This is a genomic window from Corynebacterium sp. UMB8791, assembly GCF_054166365.1.
This window is the reverse complement of record NZ_JBSZCG010000020.1, coordinates 42,774-59,234: the sequence shown is the minus strand read 5'-3', so window position 1 is coordinate 59,234 and position 16,461 is coordinate 42,774. Positions and strand designations below refer to the sequence as shown.

The window sequence follows — 16,461 nt, the reverse complement described above, 5'->3', positions numbered from 1 at the left end:
CGCAGCGCATCCACCACGTTCCCCGCCGGGAATTAGAAGTTGAGCTTGCGCATAATCCCTGCCGGGATGTGCTGCAGCACCAAGGAAATCGGGCCGAACAGCTTGTGCACAAACACGCTTGGCTCGCCCTTCAACGCAGCCTCAACGGCAGTCTGCGCCACCTCTTCCTTATCGACGGTCAGCGGAGCCTCCTCCAGCCCATCCGTCATCTTGGTACGCACCTGGCCCGGGCGGACCACAGTCACCTTCACGCCGGAGTCACGAAGCGCCTCACCCAACTGGAGGTAGAAGGCATCCATGCCAGACTTCGACGCGCCGTACACAAAGTTGGAGCGACGCACGCGCTGGCCCGCAACGGAGCTCATCGCGATGATGGTGCCGTGGCCCTGGCGCTTCATCTCCTGGCCCAACAGCACGCCGACGGACACGAACGCGGTGTAGTTCACCTGCGCCGACTCCACGGCTGCCGCCTGGTCCTGCCACAGCTGCTCCTGGTCACCCAGGGTGCCGAAGGCAACCACGGCGACGTCAACATCGCCACCGGAGAACGCCTGCTTGATCACGTCCGGGTGGGACGCGAAATCGGTCGCGTCGAAGTCCAGGACCTCAACGGAGCCTGCACCTGCGTTGGTGACCTCAGCAACGGCGGCGTCGATACGCGGGGAGTTCTTGCGAGCTGCAAGCGTGACATTCGGGTTGCCGCCGCGGGTGACGAACTCGCGCACAATGGCGAGGCCGATGTCCGAGGTGCCACCCACGAGCAGAATGTTTTGCGCTTGGCCTACTGCATTCAACATGTGAAAAATCTCCTTCAGTTCATTCAGCTAGTTCAGCTCGAGGCGGCGGGACATGTCGGAAGCGAAGACGCCGGTCGGGTCGATCTCGCGGCGGGTCTTCAGCCAGCCCTCCAGACCTGGGTACATCTTGTGGAACTTCTCCGCCGACGTACGGGACTCCTTCGCCAGGTAGAGACGGCCGCCGAACTCCATCACCTGGTCATCCAGGCGGTCCAGGAACTCGTTGAGGCCCGGGCGGATCGGGAAGTCCACGCAGACGTTCCAGCCCTTCATCGGGTAGGACAGCGGCGCGCGGTTGCCCTCGCCGAACAGCTTGAACACGTTCAGCGCCGTGTAGTGGCCGGAGGACTGGATCTGGTAGATGATGTCCTTGAACGGCTCCACAGCGGTCGTCGGCACCACGAACTGGTACTGCAGGAAGCCCGCGCTGCCGTAGCCGCGGTTCCACTCACCAATCAGGTCGAGCGGCTGGTAGAACTGCGTCAGGTTCTTGATGTCGTTCTTGCTCGGGGCGCCCATCATGTAATAGGCCTCGCCGATGGCGGACAGCGTCAGCTTGTTCATGGTCCATGACGGGAAGATGTCCGGCACCGTCATCAGCTGAGGCGCCTTGAAACGCAGCGGATCCTTCGCCAGCTTCGGCGCGTACTCCTCCAGCTGCGCCAGCGTCGCCAGCGAGCCGCGGGAGATGGTGGAGCGGCCCGTCTTCGGTGGCGCTGAGATGGCGTCGAACCACGCGGAGGAGTAGGTGTAGTTGACCTCGGAGCCGTCCGAGTGCAGCGCGATCGTCTCATCCAGCGTGCTGGTGCGATCCGTGTCAGACAGGAAGTACGCGGTCTCTGTCTTCGTCATCTGGATGCGTGCGCGCAGGATGATGCCGGTCAGGCCCATGCCGCCGACCGTCGCCCAGAACAGCGTGCCGTCCGGGTCGTCCGCGCTGCCTTCCGGCTCGAGGTGCAGGACGCGGCCGTCCGCCACCAGCAGCTCCATGGAGACCACGTGGTCGCCGAAGGAACCAGCGGAATGGTGGTTCTTACCGTGGATGTCCGGACCGATCGCGCCACCGATGGTGACCTGGCGGGTGCCCGGCAGGACCGGAACCCACAGGCCGTACGGCAGGGCCGCCTTCATCAGCTGGTCCAGGTTGACGCCCGAGTCCACGTCGACGATGCCGGTCTCCGGATCAATCGAGTGGATCTTGTTCAGCTCGTTGATGTCGATGACCAGGCCGCCACCGTTCTGTGCCGGGTCGCCGTAGGAGCGGCCCAGACCACGGGCGATGACGCCGCGGCGAGCGTGCTCAGGCAGGCTCTCGTTATCCTGCGCGACCTGTGCGACGGCTTGCTTGATGACCTCCACGTCAGGCGTGGACAGCACATGCGCAGTCGACGGAGCCGTGCGGCCCCAGCCGTAGAGTGACTTAAGATTGGTGTGTAGTTCCATCTCTTTCGCTTCTTCTTGTCGTCGTTGCTTCGCCGAAGTGCGAAGACATTCGGTTCGAGTCTAAATGATGTAAGTCGAAAAACCTATAAAAACATCAAACTAAAGGTCCATAAGCTCCCTGATTTCTGCAGGAAGCTCCTCCTGCGACGTAATTTCCGGCTTCCCCGCAGCCTTATGCTCCCGCAGTAGCTCATAGATGCGCCCACGCGACATCGAATCCACAAACGGCAGCTCCTCCGCGAACAGCCTCACCATGTAATCGGACAGCGGCACCTCGACGCGCTGCGCCGCCTCATGAATCTCCTCATGCTTAGTCATGCTTTTCACCCTACTAGTAGCATTGGACACCATGACTGACACGATTCAATCACTTGTCGACGAGCCCACCATCGACTACAACGCCCTCGACGACACCTTCGGCGGCCAGTGCATCCAAGCCGCCTACATCCTCGCCGCCGCCTCCGTCCCCGACTTCACCACGCGCAAAGCGCTGGCCTGGACCCTCCTCGGCGCCGCCAACCTCGCGACCATCGCCGCCTTCAACGCCTTCGACGAGGACCCCCGCAACGACCTCACCGCCGTCCTCGAATCCGAACAGGGCGAAGCCGAATCCATCGCCACCACCTGGTTCACCATCGGCGGCATCGCCGTGGCCGCCGTCGGCGCCTTCGCCGCCGGAGTGCAGGCGCAAAAGAAACTGGCAGGCTGGCTGGGCCGAAGGGGCGTCGCAAAGCCCAACGTGGCGATCGGCACCGTCGCAGCCCTCGCATACCTCGGGGCGAAACAACTGTGAGCGCAATGAAGCAGCAGGTGCTGCCATTCCTCATCATCGGCATCGGCTGCGCCGTCATCGACTTCGGCATCACCTACACCCTCACCGAAGCTGTTGACCTCCAACGAGACTTCGCGAAAATGATCGGCTGGGTCTTCGGCACCGCCACCGCCTACGTGCTCAACTCGCGCTACGCCTTCAAATCCGAAGTCAGTGCGAAGAAAGCCGGCGCCGTCTTCGTGCTCTACGCCTGCACCTTCGCCGTCCAAGTCCTGCTCTACAAGTGGACCGAACCGCCACTCATCGCGCTCGGACTCCACAACCCCTGGAAAGACGGCATCAGCTTCGTCATCGCCCAAGGCGTCGCCACCGTCACCAACTTCGTCCTCCAAAGCAAGGTCATCTTTAAGGACGCCTAAAGTCCTCCCGCGCTCCCATTCGCAGCAGACGTAACCACTGCAGGAAACCCTTCGGATCCTTCTTCTCCACCAGGAAGAACCACCCGAAGCGCACCACCTCCTGCAGCTTCATCTTCTTCATCCCCTGCTGATTAATGATGTATCCACGATTCCGGTACGTGAAATACCGCTTCGACTCATTATCCGGCCACTGCGCATGCGCCCGACCACCCATAATCGGGTGGAACTCACCCGACCCATCCGGGTGCAAATACTTCGTGGTCAACGCCGTGCCATACCGCAGCCCCGACTGCGACAAACGCCGGTGATACTCCACCTCATCACCCCGAATAAACAGGCGATAATCCGGCACCCCAATCCGCTCCATCGCCGCCGCCGAAATCAACGCCCCATTAAACAAGGACGCATAATCTGGCAAAAACGAGCCCTCCAACTCAGCCGTCGTCCGCTTCCACTCCAGACCCTGACGCAACGGAAACGCCAACTTCGCCGGGTCCCCAATATTCGCCACCACCGGACTCACCTCATGCAGCCGGTGCTTTTCCGCCACGCGGTACAGCTCCTCCAACACGCCATGATCCGCCGGGCGACCATCATCGTCCGCACACCAAATCGCGTCCGCACCCAACGCCAGCGCCGTCAAGAAGCCATACGCGAACCCGCCAGCACCGCCCAGATTCGTCTTCGACGGCAAATACACCGCTCGATCCCCAGCCAACTCCTGCAGCAGTTCCTGAACAGCCTGCTCAGCGCCGTTATCCACCACGATCACCCACTGCACCGGGTGCGTCTGGTTCACCACCTGCTCCAGGGAATGTCGCAGCATCTCGACACGCTTATGCGTCACGATCACCGCCGCCGTCGAACCACTACTTTTCAGGTGTGCCGTTCCAGTTCCAGTCATGCCTCATATTGTGCACCATCGGCGGGGCGGGGTGGGGGTTCGCGGGGGTTTTGCGCGGTTTTGGTTCCGGTCGAGGTGTACAAGGAGTGCGACGCTGGTCGCCAGAAATCGGCCGGGCTGGATGAAAATGCGCGACCTGCATCGCACGCTTCTAACCTTGGAGGGGGAAACGGGAGGACAGGCTGACAAACAGTCGTTCGAAAACCGGCAAAAACTGCAAAGTGTAGTAGGTGGATTGTAGTAATCCTCGAAAATGATTGCGAAAAGGGGATTACTACAATCCTGTTACTCCCATTTGGGTTTCAGAGGAGCTCTGGCCAGCGAAAACCGACCGAAACCGGGCCGAACCAGCCCGGCGCCTACTCCGCCTGGAACCGTGTGACCAGGTCGTCGACGTACTGGCCGGCTTCGGGCCCTTCGTAGGCGCCCACGACCTCGGAGACCAGGCCGGCTTTCCTGATTTCGCCTTTGTCCACCCACAGGGCGGTGTTGCACAACTGTGCCAGGAAGTCGTTGGAGTGGGAGGCGAAGACGAGGATGCCGGAGCGCTCGACGAGTTCGGCCAACCGGACGCGGGCTTTGGCCATGAAGGCGGAGTCGACGGCGCCGATGCCTTCGTCAAGAAGCAGGATTTCCGGTTCGATGGAGGTGACCACGCCCAGGGCTAGGCGAACGCGCATGCCGGTGGAGTAGGTGCGTAGTGGCATGGAGAGGTAGTCGCCGAGTTCGGAGAATTCGGCGATTTCGTCCATCTTGGCTTTCATCTGTTTGCGGGTCTGGCCGAGGAAGAGGCCGCGGATGATGATGTTTTCGTAGCCGGAAATCTCAGGGTCCATGCCGACGCCGAGGTCGAAGACGGGGGCGACGCGGCCGCGGACGTCGGCGACGCCGCGGGTTGGTTCGTAGATGCCGGAGAGCAAGCGTAGCAACGTGGATTTGCCGGCGCCGTTGTGGCCGACCAGGCCCACGCGGTCGCCTTCGCGCAGGTGGAGGTTGATGTCCTTGAGTGCTTCGACGACCACGGTGTTGGAGGCATTCTTGCCGATTTTGCCACCGGCGGAGGACATGACTGCCTTTTTGAGTGAGCGGGATTTGGCGTCGAAAATTGGGAAGTCGACGCAGGCGTTGTAGGTGTCGATGGAAACCATGTGTGACTCCTTCTCCTTAGACCCAGTACGGCACGCGGAAGCGCATCTGGCGCATGGCGAGTAGGGCGAGCAGCAGGCCGATGATGGTGCAGACGCCGACGATGATCCAGTGGTAGCCGGCGAGTTCTTGGCCGATCATGGGGGCGCGCACGATCTCGAGGTAGTGGTAGAGGGGGTTGATTTCGGCGAGCATGGCTCGCTTAGCGACGTCGCCGCCTTGCACCTTGAGCGTGTGGGTGGTCCAGACGATCGGGGTGACGTAGAACAGCAGCTGCACGAGCGCTTCCAGAAGCGGGGCGACGTCGCGGAATCGGGTGGCGATGATGCCGAAGAGCATGGTCACCCACACTCCGTTGACCACGAGGAGCGCCATCGCCGGGATGGCGAGCAGGACTTGCCAGCCGAGGTCAATGCGGAAGGCGATGACCAGGATCACCCAGATGACCAGGTTGTGCGCCAGGAAGAGGAGTTGGCGCCACACGAGTCGGTATACGTGGACCGACAGCGCCGACGGCAGCTGTTTGATCAGACCTTCGTTTTCGATGAAGACCTCCGCGCCGTCCTTGATGCAGCCGGAGATGAATCCCCAGATGATGAAGCCGACGGTGACGTGCGGGAGGAATTCGCGCACGCTGATTTGGAACAGCATGGAGTAGAGGAGGCCGAGGGCGAGCGCCATCACGCCGGTGGCGATGGTGATCCAGAGCGGGCCGAGGGTGGAGCGCCGGTAGCGCTGTTTGATGTCTTGCCAGCCTAGTTGGAGCCAGAGTTCGTGTTGGCCCCATCCGCGGATGAGGTCGCGGAATGCCAGCTTCAGCGTTTTCGACTGTGATTTCGGAGCGTCGTCGTGGTGTGGCTCGGAGGTCATCCTTGCGACGTCGTTTCGGAGCTGGTTTGTATTGTGCACGGTTCATACCCTAGCTTGCGTGTGCGTTGAGCGGTGTTTTGGCAGCATGCTGCGGGTGGGGTGCGCTGCGGTGTTCGGGCGTGCATAATGATTGGAAGTGTTGCCTGGAGGAGGTCGTGGTGTCGTTGCAGTCGTATGACGTTGCTAGTGTGCGTGGGCTGTACACCTCCCTTTCTGACGGCTGGACCTACATGAATGCGCACGACTGCCCGCAGATTCCGGAGCGGGTGTCGGCGGCGGTGGCGCGTTCGTTCCGTATGTCGACGGCGGTTGCGCGCCCGGAGCCGCGGGTCGGCTCGCATGCTCGCCCGACTGTCGGTGTGCCCGAGGGGCAAAGTTTTCTTTTCGACGCCCGCTCCGCCATCGCCGACCTGTGCAACGTTTCGCCTGAGCGTGTGGTGTTGGGGCCGTCGCTTCCGGTGTTGTATTCGGCGTTAGTGTTGGCGATGCGCCCGCTGTTTCGGCACCGGTCGTCGGTGGTGGTGTGTAATGCGGACCGCCCGGTGTTGACGGACGCGTTGGCGCGCTGCGCGGAGGATGCGCAGCTGCGTTGGGCGCAGACGGATCTAGCGACTGGCGATGTGCCTGCCTGGCAGTTCGGCGAGCTGGTGGACGGTTCGACGCGCCTGGTGGCGGTCCCTGCTGCGCATGAGGTGCTGGGGTCTGTGGTCCGCGTGGCAGATATTGCGGATACGGTGCGGGATCGTTCCCGCGCGTGGGTGCTCGCGGACGTCTCGGCGTACGCGCCGTATTACCTGATGGACTTCGATAGCTTCGGCGCGGATATTTTGGGCATTGACGTCGCGGAGCTCGGCGGGCCGCAGGTGGCGGCGCTGGTGTTCCGAGATGAGGCGATGTTCGGAAGGCTGGATATGTCGGCGTTGCAGCTCGACGTATCGACGGGCCTCGCCGGCGGGGTGTCCGCCATCGTCGACCACTACGCGCGCCTGGTGGAGGAGCCGGGGCGCCGCAAGACGCGCCGCAACCGGCTGGAGTTCTCGATGGGGCTGACGCAGCGCTACATGCGCGGCCTGCGCGACGACCTGCACACCTTCCTGGGCACGTTGCCGTCGGTGCACATCGTGGGTGTGTCCGGCGAGGCCGCTGAGGGCTCGCGCATGGAGCACACCCCGCGCCTGGTCTTCGGTGTGCACGGCGTGCCGGCAGAGACGGTGCACCAGCGGCTGTTCGCCAACGGCATCGTATCGACGCCCGCTCCGACCACACCGCTACTGCAGGACATGGGCGTGGCCGAGATGGGCGGCGCGGTCGCCGTCGGGCTGGGTCCCTTCAATACGGAAGTGGACATCGAGCAGCTGATCCGCACCGTGGCCTCCCTGGCCTAAGCGGTTTCGACCTCCAGGACTACCTTGCCGGTGTGCTCGCCGGAGTTGAGGTAGGAGTGGGCGCAGCGGGCGTCGATAAGGGGGAAGGTCCGGGAGATGGTCGGTGTGATGTGGCCTGCTTCAATGAGTGGCCACACGTGCTCCACCGTGCTTGCAACGATCGCTGCCTTCATGGGGCGCGGGCGGGCGCGCAGCGTGGTCGCGTGGACGGATTGGCGGCGCGTGAGCATACGGCCCAGGCTCAGCGTGCCCTTCGGCCCGCCTTGTAGCCCAATGACGACGAGCCTGCCGTCCACCGCAAGCGACTTGATGTTGGCCTCCAGATAGGAGCCGCCGATGACGTCCAGGATGATGTCCGCCCAGCCTGCGAGCTCCTCCTCGAAGCGCTGCTCCTTGTAATTGATGAGCCTGTCCGCGCCGAGCTGCCTGCAGTACTCGAGCTTCTCGGCGCTCCCCGCGGTCACGGCGACTTCGCAGCCCATGGCTTTGCACAGCTGGATGGCGAAGGAGCCGATGCCGCCCGCCCCGCCGTGGATGAGCACCTTGTTCCCGGACTGCAACCCGGCGACCATCCCCAGGTTCGACCACACCGTGGCGGCCGCCTCCACAACGCCGGCGGTCTCCGTGAGAGTGAGGTTGGTCGGCTTCGGCGTGAGCTGGCCCTCCGGCACCGCCACGTACTCGGCGTAGCCGCCGCCCGCCAGCAGGCAGCCGACTTCCTCGCCCGGCTGGCGGCCGGTCGTGCCCGGATCGGCGATGGCGCCCGCGCATTCCAACCCCATAATTTCCGACTCACCCTTCGGCGGCGGGTACATCCCCTTCGCCTGCATCAGGTCCCCGCGATTCACACCCGCGGCGTGCACTTTCACCAGCACCTCACCCTCCTTCAGCTCCGGGAGGGGAACGGTAGTCAGCTCGAGGGCTTGCGGGTCCGAGGTATCAGTCTGGACGATGGCCTGCATAGTGTTCGCGTTGTGTGTGTTCTGTGTGCTCATACCGCGCCAGCGTACTGAATTTTCGCGTTCGGCAAGGCGGTGCTGTAGAATCACGCAGCATTGGAGACGTGGCAGAGCGGCCGAATGCACTGGTCTTGAAAACCAGCGAGGGTCACACCTCCAGGGGTTCAAATCCCCTCGTCTCCGCAAGTGAAGGCCCCTTACCGGTTGGTGAGGGGCCTTCGTTTTGTTCCCCGTTCGAGGTGTGTGTACTATGGGCGAAGGTCTGGAGACGTGCCAGAGCGGCCGAATGGGGCTCCCTGCTAAGGAGTTGCCCTCTTTGCGGAGGGCCGCAGGTTCAAATCCTGTCGTCTCCGCCACGCGCCCGTGGCTCAACGGATAGAGCATCTGACTACGGATCAGAAGGTTGGGGGTTCGAATCCCTCCGGGCGCACCAGATGAAACCCCAGTCCACTGTGTTGGCTGGGGTTTGTTGTGTTGCTTGTGCCAGTGTCTCAGTGCCAATGGAGGCCCGATCAGGCTGAATACGTCGCCTTCGCGGCCGTCCTCGCGCACCAGGGTGGCGGTGAGCCCCAGACGGCGGCGAGACTGCAGGTCGGAGGTCATGCGGAACACCGGGGCAGGCAGCAGGTGAACCTCGTCGTAAATGATTAAGCCCCAGTCGCGGGAGTCGAACAGCTCCAGCGCCCGGTATTCGCCCTTCGACTTGCGCGTGACCACTTGGTAGGTGGCGATGGTCACGGGGCGGATCTCCTTCTTCTCTCCGGAGTATTCGCCGATTTCATCCTCCGTCAGGGAGGTGCGGCGCACTAGCTCGTCCTTCCACTGCCTGCCCGCGACGGTGTTCGTCACCAGGATCAGGGTGGTGGCCTTTGCCTTGGACATCGCGGCCGCGCCGACCATCGTCTTGCCCGCACCACATGGCAGCACTACCACGCCCGAGCCGCCTTCCCAGAAGCTATCGGCCGCCATCTCCTGGTAGTCGCGCAGCTGCCATTCTTCGTGTTCCTGCGACAGCTCGATGGGGTGTGCCTCGCCGTCGACGTATCCCGCCAGGTCCTCTGCGGGCCAGCCGACCTTCAGCAGTTCCTGCTTGAGCCTGCCGCGCTCGGAAGGGTGCACAACGATCGAGTCCTCGTCGATCTCTGCGCCCAACATGGGCTTGATCTTTTTGTGACGCCGGATCTCCGTCAGCACAGCCCTGTCCGTCGTCTCTAGCACGAGCCCGTGCGCTGGGTGCTTGATGAGCTTCAGCCGCCCGTAGCGATCCATCGTGTCGGCAATGTCGATGAGCAGCGGCTGCGGGGCGGGGAACCGCGAGTAGGTTTCCAGCACGTCCATGATCTGCTCCGCGTCGTGCCCTGCCGCGCGGGCGTTCCACAGCGCCAGCGGGGTGATGCGGTAGGTGTGCACGTGCTCTGGGGCGCGCTCCAGTTCCGCGAACGGTGCCAGCGCGGTGCGTGCCTCCTGCGCCTGTTCGTGGTCGATTTCCAGCAGCACGGTCTTATCCGACTGCACAATGAGCGGTCCGTTTCCAATGCCCACGCTGTGTGTCACTTCCTTTTTGTTTATCGACGCCACCGCGACGGTGTTGCTCAAGCCAAAGACATCATTTTACGCTGCAGTGGTGCGAACTCGTGCTCCACTATACTGAGACCCATGATTGCTCAGACGGGAAATCTGCGCCAATGGCAGTATTTCGTGGCTTTAGCGGAGACCGGTAGTTTTACAGCGGCGGCAGCGCGACTGGGAGTGAGTCAGCCGCCTGTCTCCAATGCCATTAAGCGCTTAGAAGCTGGTGTAGGTACACCGCTATTTATCCGAGGGGCGGGGGAAGTGAAACTAACCGAGGCAGGGTTGACCTTGCTTCCATATGCCCGGGTGATTAATCGCGATCTTCAGACTATGCATTCGATGATTGACGGTATCCGAAGTGGTGCGCAAAGCGGGTTTCGTTTGGCCATCAGTAGTGCGCTTCCAAGCGAGATAGGATCGCGTATTGCAGCAAAGGCACAGCAGCATGATGGAGTAGTTTTGTCGTCACTGCCTTCTGTTGAGATTCTTGCCCGTGTTGAAGAAGGCGCTATTCATGCGGGGCTTGTTCAAGCTCCGGTTCCCTTGGGTACTCACCGCAGTGCGAGGCAGTTTTCTCTGTCACGTGATCTAGTGGTGCCGCCGGGGTATTCAAGGTTGGATAAGACCTTGTCTCAATTGAATCTGCTGGTGGAGAACCTGAATGACAATTCAAGTGCAGCCAGTGGTTTGGCGAGAGAGCTATTTCGGTCGGGTGTGTCTTGCGAAATTAATGATTCAGAGGATGCTCTAGGTAGGGGCTTATTGATTGGAAGAGGGGAGGGGATGTCTTTGGTATTTCGCGGTTTTCACCAGTTTGACAATGCTATTGAGCTTCCTTCCCGTTTCGATTTTTCCGTGGATGTAGTGGTTCGCCGAGGTGGGATGGACAATGGCGCCGAGGCCATGGCGGTCGCCGAAAGAATTTGTCGAAGGATTAACCAATGACTGCACGGATGGAGATGGCCCTGGAAAACGTGTTGACGCGGTCGGGGTGTGAGGGATGGTGGTGTGCATCGCGACTGCACGATGGGGTGACTATCGGACGCAAACAAGACGAGAAAATTTCGGTGGCATCCTTATATAAAATCCGGCTCCTCCACCTCACTTTGGAAGCGATTCAACGAGGTGATCTGGATCCTCGTCTTCGTGTTGACGTTGCACCGTCCAAAGGAACTTACGAAGGGTATGGGTTCGCTGCCTTTGATGACGCAGTGAACGTGAGTCTCCGAGACTTAATGAAACAAGTCGCATCGGTGTCAGATAACGTGGCCGCCCACGAGATTTTGCGTCTACTGCCTGCGTGGGCTCGAGAAGCATTTCTTAAACGGTTTCCACCTCATTATGACTTGCAAGATCGGAATAGCTTAGTGACGGCGGAGAAACAATTGCGTCAATATGTTCAATCCCAAGGGGGGAGTAGTACAGATATAGCGTTTTCTGCAGTCTCTTCGTTGGCGGAAATAACTAATGACTTGGAACAGGTTTGGAAAGACGATAGTGCAGCGGTACGTCGATCTATGTGTGAACTCTTGGGGTTGCAGGTGTGGCGTCACCGTGTTCCTTCAGGCTTTCCTCCAAGCGGCGTTGATATCTATGGAAAAACGGGCACTGTAGGACTTCTCCATGGTGAAGCTTCGATTATCCAGGTTGAGGGCGAGGAGCCCATTGTGGTGTCCATCATGCTGAAACAGGTGGTGCCAGAACAAGCAATGAGTACTCACGATGGTGCTATTGGCGAAGTGGCTAGACTGCTCGTGGACGCTCTTCGTTAGAATTTCTGCCACTTGAATACACACTTCTACCATCGCCTATATGTGAATGAAATGAGACAATTGCATTATGTGATATTGGTGGCATCCAATGCGTCTCACTTAACGTCACTCCCATGATGACTAAGCACAATCGTTTCCGTCAGTCGGTGATTGCACTCTGTTCGCTCTCCGCAGTGATGTTGAGCAGCTGTTCAGCTCTACCGTGGGAATCAGACTCAGACGTATTTCTCAAAGCTTTCAACGCGGGAGATGACAGCAAGGCTGCACGGTATCTGGATCATCCAGACCCGGAGCGCGCCCTTCATGAATTTCGGCAGTCACTTCATGGTGTGAAGGTCAACATCGAAAAATCTGATATTTCCAATGGAAAGCAGAATACTCATGTGACTTGGTCCAAAGATGGTGTGGAGTTGGAGAGCAATGGTCGGCTCGTCCTTAGTGGACAGGATGGTAAGCCTCAATGGTTGCCTTCGATCTTCGAAGCTCAGTTGAGCGATGATTCCGCACTCTTTTTTGCTGAAGATAAACAGTACGATCTTCCAATTAAAGATCGCTTGGGCAATGATTATATGACCTGGACGAAAGTTATTCAGGTACGAGGTCGCAAAGATATAGCCTCTAGAGCGCAGGAATTGGCCCAGATTTTTGCACCAGTGTCTCCCACAACGACTAAGGAGTGGATCGAGCAGACCTTGGGAGAGTCTCAGGATGAAGACACCGTGCTCCTCACTTTGAGGCAGGAAGAATTCCGGAAGATACAAGAGCAACTTAGGACCTTTGAGGGAATTTCCACTGTGGAGCAGGGGCGTCTCTTAAGCGTGTCCAAAACTCTTAACTCTCCGATGGATGCTGAATTGAACAAATATTGGGAGTCAGTGCTCGATGCTAATTCAGGATGGTCGATACGCGCTGAGAGTTCACAAGGTATGACGACGGTAGCCTCTGAGCCGCCTCGCCGAGTTCAGCCAATCGTAACCACTCTGGATAACACACTGCAAAGCGCAGCAAAACAAGCAGTGGACAGTGAGCAACGTGCCGCAGTTCTAGTCGTGCTCAATCCTAGAACAGGAGGTGTCCTTGCCGTTGCACAAAATGACAAGGCAAATAACCAAGGGCCAATCGCACTCACCGGGCTATTCCCACCGGGATCGACGTTCAAAACTGTGACCACAGCGGCGGCACTAGAGGCAGGGGCAGTCAGCATGGATGAGGAACTACCTTGTCCTAGCAATATCACCGTCGCTGGACGCAAGATTCCCAACGATCATGACTTCGATCTAGGTAGCGTTCGACTGGAAGAAGCTTTCGCCCAATCATGTAACACAACCCAAGCGGTCATTTCGGATCGTTTGGGAGAAGATGATCTGCAACGGACTGCTTTAGAACTCGGAATTGGCTCCGACTTCGACGTACCAGGGATGACCACACTTACTGGTTCGGTGCCGCGGACACCGGCTGGACCTCCTCGTGTGGAGGCTTCTATTGGACAGGGCGAGGTTCTAGCTAGTCCATTTGGGATTGCGCTCATGCAATCGACTGTCGCTAACGGCGGCTTGCTTGTTCCTCCACAGCTCATTCAAGGCGAACAGACAGTAGTGAATAAACAGGCAGACCAGCATGTCAGCGATACAACTATTCAAAGCCTCCGGACGATGATGAAATCAACAATTGACCACGGTTCAGCTAGGTCGTTGAGTGATCTTAGTGCACTTGGCGGAAAGACTGGTACAGCAGAAATTGATGGCAAGCTTTCCAATGGCTGGTTCGCTGGAACGACAGGGGAATTGGCGATTGCGTCCCTTGTAATCGAAGGAGATTCTTCTCAGCCAGCTGTGGAAATGGCCGGGCGTTTCCTTCGCTCGCCGGATGTTCAGAAATACTCTGGAATTCAATAAACTTGCGTCATAACCTCTAGCACGGCACGTCCACCGCAGCGATGCGGTGGGGTTGGATCGTGAGGCTCTCCCCGGTGGATTCGAGCACCGCGGAGATGGTGGAGGGGGTCATCATCACGATGGAGATCCAGTCATGGCTGGTGGCACCCGCATAGTCCACGTAGTGCAGGCGCACCTGTGTGCCCGCGGTATAGGCGCGGCGCAGCTCGGACATGATCTCCCGCGGCGAGCGGAAGGTCCGGGTGTCCGAGGCCTTCGTGCCGTCCGCCGGGTCCACGGCGATGGCCTGGTCGTGGGCGCGGCGAAAACCCTCCACGGCGCCGTCGATCTCCGAGGCGATCTCGGTGGAGTCCCCAGTGATGTCCATGATGTTGCGCTGGGGAGTATCCACGCGAGACGGGACACGAGCCGAGTGGGGTTCGGTGGCGGAGCCCTGCTGGAATGCCCTGGTGGCGTCGTCAATCAAATACCGCAGGGACTGGGGAACGGACGAGAGACCGCCGGGGGACATGCGATCCAGGAAGGCCTCGATGTCCTTCCATGGGGCGTCATAGCGCCCAATGGACGTAGCCCTTATTGTCTAGCACTTTCGTGACCTGGTCATATGTCCGGGCCGATTTTTCGTATTGCGTCCTTTGGCACTCAATCGGCTGGGAGGGACACCAAATTCCCTCCCAGCCCATCAGCGAACTGGGAAAACGCCGAGCCCGTTCGCGCGAATTGGCGAATCTGGTGCGCGCGCATATGCGGGCCGGTAGCGTCGTGCGTACACACACGCACCGAAAGGAATCGCACTATGCAACTGATGACACTTCGCCAACCAGGCGGAACCACGACCGCCGCGCGCCGCACCGGGGAAACGACCGCAGTCAAGCTCGGCTTTCAAGATGTCGGCGAGCTCCTCGCCCAAGAAAACTGGCAGGACCTTGCCGCGGCAGACGGGGAGCAGGTCACCTTCCAGGACAAGGATCTCGCGCCAGTTGTGCCTCGCCCGGGCAAGGTCATTTGTGTCGGTCTGAACTACGCGAACCACATCAAGGAAATGGGTCGTGAGCTGCCGAAAGTCCCGACGCTGTTCATTAAGTTTGCTGACGCCCTCACCGGCCCCTACGACGATGTGAACGTTCCCGAATGGGCCAGGGGAGCCCTGGATTGGGAGGGGGAGTTGGCGGTTGTGATTGGGAAGAGGGCGCGTCGAGTAGTAGAGGCAGACGCGGCTGATTACATCGCGGGCTACGCGGTGGCCAATGATTACACGATGCGCGACTACCAGTACTCCACCCTGCAGTGGCACCAGGGCAAGTCCCTGGAGAAGTCGGCGGGGTTCGGGCCGTGGCTGACCACTCGCGACGAGTGGGCGGGTGCGGGGCAACTCACGACGCGCCTCAACGGCGAGGTGGTGCAGAACGATTCGACGTCTGACCTGGTGTTTACACCGGAGTTTCTGATTGAGTACATTTCGCACATTTACCCGCTGAACCCCGGCGACACCATCTTGACTGGTACGCCGGGCGGGGTTGGGCATGCGCGCGACCCGAAGCGTTATGTGGGCGACGGGGACGTCGTCACGATTGAGATTGAGGGGTTGGGGCGCATCTCGAACCGCACTGTGTTCGAGTAGCGCCCGGCGCCCTTACTTCGCTGGGGTGGTGGGGACGACTGGCGCGGTGGTGGTCACCGAGCCGGTCGGCTGCTGGTCCTGGTTGCCTGAGCTGCCGACGGTGATGTCGATGTCCTTGACGTTCGGGATGCAGCTGCGCAGGCCGGCGATCGCCAGCAGGGTCACCACGACGCCGACCAGGCCGCCGCCGACCGCGGTCAGCGTGTTTGCGTCGACGTTGAGGGAGCGTGCGGTGTCGCGGAGTGCGCGGTCAATCGAGTTCTTATCGACGCCCGCAGCCTGAATACCGAGCTGGTTCGACAGTGCAACCGGGATTGCGGCCAGCAGCGGAAGGCCGAGGCCGACCAGGGTCGCGATGCAGCGTGGGTCGGAGATGCCGCCCTCGGCGCCGACGCGCGCGTTCAGGTTTGAGGAGCCGCCATTGCCAGCGCCCTGGCCTTCGCCGCCCTGGCCGCCGCCCTTGGAGGAGCCGCCGCCGGAGCTGAGCGGGATGCCCTGCACGTTCGGGTTCGCGTTATCGGAGACCTTGATGTCGGGGTTGCCGTTGTTGTTGCCGTTGTCCGAAACGTTGACGGTCGGGTTGGCGTTGTTGGTGACCACGACGGTCGCCTTAGCGTTGTCGGAGACCTTGATGTCGGGGTTGCCGTTGTTGTTGGCGTTATCCGAAACGTTCACGGTTGGGTTCGCGTTCCCCGTGACCACGACGTTTGGGTTGCCGTTGTTCGACGCGTTATCGGAGACGTTGACGGTCGGGTTCGCGTTGTTGGTGACCACGACGGACGCCTTGGCATTATCGGAGATCTTGATGTCCGGGTTGCCATTATTGGAAGCGTTATCGGAGACGTTGACGGTCGGGTTCGCGTTGTTGGTGACCACGACGGACGCCTTGGCATTATCGGAGATCTT

General features: G+C 60.3%; 16 protein-coding genes, 3 tRNA genes and 1 pseudogene. 10 read left to right on the top strand and 10 right to left on the bottom strand.

All coding sequences use genetic code 11. From position 1 onward, the window contains the following. Positions 1-32 precede the first annotated feature (32 nt). From ACXIUA_RS00600 to ACXIUA_RS00590, 3 genes are all read right to left on the bottom strand, one after another. Positions 33-797, bottom strand: a complete 765-nt coding sequence (locus ACXIUA_RS00600; RefSeq protein WP_457975894.1) for a decaprenylphospho-beta-D-erythro-pentofuranosid-2-ulose 2-reductase — start codon at positions 795-797, stop codon at positions 33-35. Between the two features lie 27 nt (positions 798-824). Further along, positions 825-2,240: an FAD-binding oxidoreductase gene (locus ACXIUA_RS00595; protein ID WP_070363300.1), complete on the bottom strand. Its 1,416-nt coding sequence runs from the start codon at positions 2,238-2,240 to the stop codon at positions 825-827. Positions 2,241-2,339: 99 nt separating this feature from the next. Next, the gene (locus ACXIUA_RS00590; protein ID WP_070363299.1) at positions 2,340-2,558 is read right to left on the bottom strand and encodes a hypothetical protein; all 219 of its coding nucleotides are present in this window, start codon (positions 2,556-2,558) and stop codon (positions 2,340-2,342) included. 31 nt (positions 2,559-2,589) lie between these two features. On the opposite strand from ACXIUA_RS00590, the gene ACXIUA_RS00585 reads away from it, so the two are divergent. Together ACXIUA_RS00585 and ACXIUA_RS00580 are read left to right on the top strand one after the other, a co-directional pair. Beyond that, positions 2,590-3,033 (top strand): hypothetical protein, encoded by a 444-nt coding sequence (locus tag ACXIUA_RS00585; protein WP_070363624.1) that lies wholly within the window; start codon positions 2,590-2,592, stop codon positions 3,031-3,033. Positions 3,034-3,038: 5 nt separating this feature from the next. Further along, a complete protein-coding gene (locus ACXIUA_RS00580) occupies positions 3,039-3,431 on the top strand; it encodes a GtrA family protein (RefSeq protein WP_457975893.1) in 393 nt (130 codons plus the stop codon). Here ACXIUA_RS00580 and glfT1 read toward each other — a convergent pair. The 3 genes from glfT1 to wzm all read right to left on the bottom strand — a co-directional run bounded on the left by glfT1 (position 3,418) and on the right by wzm (position 6,351). Next, complete coding sequence (gene glfT1, locus ACXIUA_RS00575; RefSeq protein WP_457975892.1) at positions 3,418-4,335, bottom strand: galactofuranosyltransferase GlfT1; 918 nt, start codon at positions 4,333-4,335, stop codon at positions 3,418-3,420. The two genes, ACXIUA_RS00580 and glfT1, sit on opposite strands and share 14 nt — an antisense overlap. Positions 4,336-4,694: 359 nt before the next feature. Then, entirely contained in the window at positions 4,695-5,483 is a 789-nt protein-coding gene (wzt, locus tag ACXIUA_RS00570; protein ID WP_070363296.1) for a galactan export ABC transporter ATP-binding subunit Wzt/RfbE, read from the bottom strand. 16 nt (positions 5,484-5,499) lie between these two features. Next, positions 5,500-6,351 carry a galactan export ABC transporter permease subunit Wzm/RfbD gene (wzm, locus tag ACXIUA_RS00565; protein WP_421629498.1) on the bottom strand — a complete coding sequence of 284 codons (852 nt, stop codon included), beginning with the start codon at positions 6,349-6,351 and terminating at the stop codon, positions 5,500-5,502. 119 nt (positions 6,352-6,470) lie between these two features. On the opposite strand from wzm, the gene ACXIUA_RS00560 reads away from it, so the two are divergent. Continuing rightward, the gene (locus tag ACXIUA_RS00560; protein ID WP_240492758.1) at positions 6,471-7,736 is read left to right on the top strand and encodes an aminotransferase class V-fold PLP-dependent enzyme; all 1,266 of its coding nucleotides are present in this window, start codon (positions 6,471-6,473) and stop codon (positions 7,734-7,736) included. Here the strand turns inward: ACXIUA_RS00560 and ACXIUA_RS00555 are convergent. After that, positions 7,733-8,731, bottom strand: a complete 999-nt coding sequence (locus ACXIUA_RS00555) for an NAD(P)H-quinone oxidoreductase (protein ID WP_071573656.1) — start codon at positions 8,729-8,731, stop codon at positions 7,733-7,735. The genes ACXIUA_RS00560 and ACXIUA_RS00555 overlap by 4 nt on opposite strands. 62 nt (positions 8,732-8,793) lie before the next feature. Here ACXIUA_RS00555 and ACXIUA_RS00550 point away from each other — a divergent pair. From ACXIUA_RS00550 to ACXIUA_RS00540, 3 genes are all read left to right on the top strand, one after another. Then, positions 8,794-8,878: transfer RNA gene (locus tag ACXIUA_RS00550), tRNA-Ser, on the top strand. Positions 8,879-8,959: 81 nt separating this feature from the next. Beyond that, a tRNA-Ser gene (locus tag ACXIUA_RS00545) sits at positions 8,960-9,051 on the top strand. 1 nt (position 9,052) lies between these two features. Further along, positions 9,053-9,128, top strand: a tRNA-Arg gene (locus ACXIUA_RS00540). A gap of 128 nt (positions 9,129-9,256) precedes the next feature. Here the strand turns inward: ACXIUA_RS00540 and ACXIUA_RS00535 are convergent. Next, positions 9,257-10,192, bottom strand: a pseudogene (locus ACXIUA_RS00535) (helicase-associated domain-containing protein); the annotation flags it as partial. 159 nt (positions 10,193-10,351) lie between these two features. On the opposite strand from ACXIUA_RS00535, the gene ACXIUA_RS00530 reads away from it, so the two are divergent. From ACXIUA_RS00530 to pbp2m, 3 genes are all read left to right on the top strand, one after another. After that, positions 10,352-11,212, top strand: coding sequence for a LysR family transcriptional regulator (locus ACXIUA_RS00530; RefSeq protein WP_012360809.1), 861 nt, complete (start codon positions 10,352-10,354; stop codon positions 11,210-11,212). Further along, positions 11,209-12,039, top strand: a complete 831-nt coding sequence (locus tag ACXIUA_RS00525) for a serine hydrolase (RefSeq protein ID WP_252931175.1) — start codon at positions 11,209-11,211, stop codon at positions 12,037-12,039. The genes ACXIUA_RS00530 and ACXIUA_RS00525 overlap by 4 nt, the downstream gene beginning before the upstream one ends. A 113-nt stretch (positions 12,040-12,152) precedes the next feature. Beyond that, positions 12,153-13,934, top strand: a complete 1,782-nt coding sequence (pbp2m, locus tag ACXIUA_RS00520; RefSeq protein WP_457975891.1) for a penicillin-binding protein PBP2M — start codon at positions 12,153-12,155, stop codon at positions 13,932-13,934. 16 nt (positions 13,935-13,950) lie between these two features. Here the strand turns inward: pbp2m and ACXIUA_RS00515 are convergent, their stop codons facing one another. Further along, positions 13,951-14,445, bottom strand: a complete 495-nt coding sequence (locus ACXIUA_RS00515; protein WP_239317643.1) for a hypothetical protein — start codon at positions 14,443-14,445, stop codon at positions 13,951-13,953. Between the two features lie 285 nt (positions 14,446-14,730). On the opposite strand from ACXIUA_RS00515, the gene ACXIUA_RS00510 reads away from it, so the two are divergent. Beyond that, a complete protein-coding gene (locus tag ACXIUA_RS00510) occupies positions 14,731-15,555 on the top strand; it encodes a fumarylacetoacetate hydrolase family protein (RefSeq protein WP_256005954.1) in 825 nt (274 codons plus the stop codon). Between the two features lie 12 nt (positions 15,556-15,567). Here ACXIUA_RS00510 and ACXIUA_RS00505 read toward each other — a convergent pair. After that, the coding region (locus ACXIUA_RS00505; protein ID WP_457975890.1) for a hypothetical protein at positions 15,568-16,461 on the bottom strand (894 nt) is incomplete at its 5' end.

What these genes read in the sequence shown, in the direction of transcription:
- ACXIUA_RS00600 (WP_457975894.1), bottom strand. Translation starts at nt 797, where the DNA reads ATGTTGAATGCAGTAGGCCAAGCGCAAAACATTCTGCTCGTGGGTGGC.
- ACXIUA_RS00595 (WP_070363300.1), bottom strand. Translation starts at nt 2,240, where the DNA reads ATGGAACTACACACCAATCTTAAGTCACTCTACGGCTGGGGCCGCACG.
- ACXIUA_RS00590 (WP_070363299.1), bottom strand. Translation starts at nt 2,558, where the DNA reads ATGACTAAGCATGAGGAGATTCATGAGGCGGCGCAGCGCGTCGAGGTG.
- ACXIUA_RS00585 (WP_070363624.1), top strand. Translation starts at nt 2,590, where the DNA reads ATGACTGACACGATTCAATCACTTGTCGACGAGCCCACCATCGACTAC.
- ACXIUA_RS00580 (WP_457975893.1), top strand. Translation starts at nt 3,039, where the DNA reads ATGAAGCAGCAGGTGCTGCCATTCCTCATCATCGGCATCGGCTGCGCC.
- glfT1 (WP_457975892.1), bottom strand. Translation starts at nt 4,335, where the DNA reads ATGACTGGAACTGGAACGGCACACCTGAAAAGTAGTGGTTCGACGGCG.
- wzt (WP_070363296.1), bottom strand. Translation starts at nt 5,483, where the DNA reads ATGGTTTCCATCGACACCTACAACGCCTGCGTCGACTTCCCAATTTTC.
- wzm (WP_421629498.1), bottom strand. Translation starts at nt 6,351, where the DNA reads ATGACCTCCGAGCCACACCACGACGACGCTCCGAAATCACAGTCGAAA.
- ACXIUA_RS00555 (WP_071573656.1), bottom strand. Translation starts at nt 8,731, where the DNA reads ATGAGCACACAGAACACACACAACGCGAACACTATGCAGGCCATCGTC.
- ACXIUA_RS00530 (WP_012360809.1), top strand. Translation starts at nt 10,352, where the DNA reads ATGATTGCTCAGACGGGAAATCTGCGCCAATGGCAGTATTTCGTGGCT.
- ACXIUA_RS00525 (WP_252931175.1), top strand. Translation starts at nt 11,209, where the DNA reads ATGACTGCACGGATGGAGATGGCCCTGGAAAACGTGTTGACGCGGTCG.
- pbp2m (WP_457975891.1), top strand. Translation starts at nt 12,153, where the DNA reads ATGATGACTAAGCACAATCGTTTCCGTCAGTCGGTGATTGCACTCTGT.
- ACXIUA_RS00515 (WP_239317643.1), bottom strand. Translation starts at nt 14,445, where the DNA reads ATGTCCCCCGGCGGTCTCTCGTCCGTTCCCCAGTCCCTGCGGTATTTG.
- ACXIUA_RS00510 (WP_256005954.1), top strand. Translation starts at nt 14,731, where the DNA reads ATGCAACTGATGACACTTCGCCAACCAGGCGGAACCACGACCGCCGCG.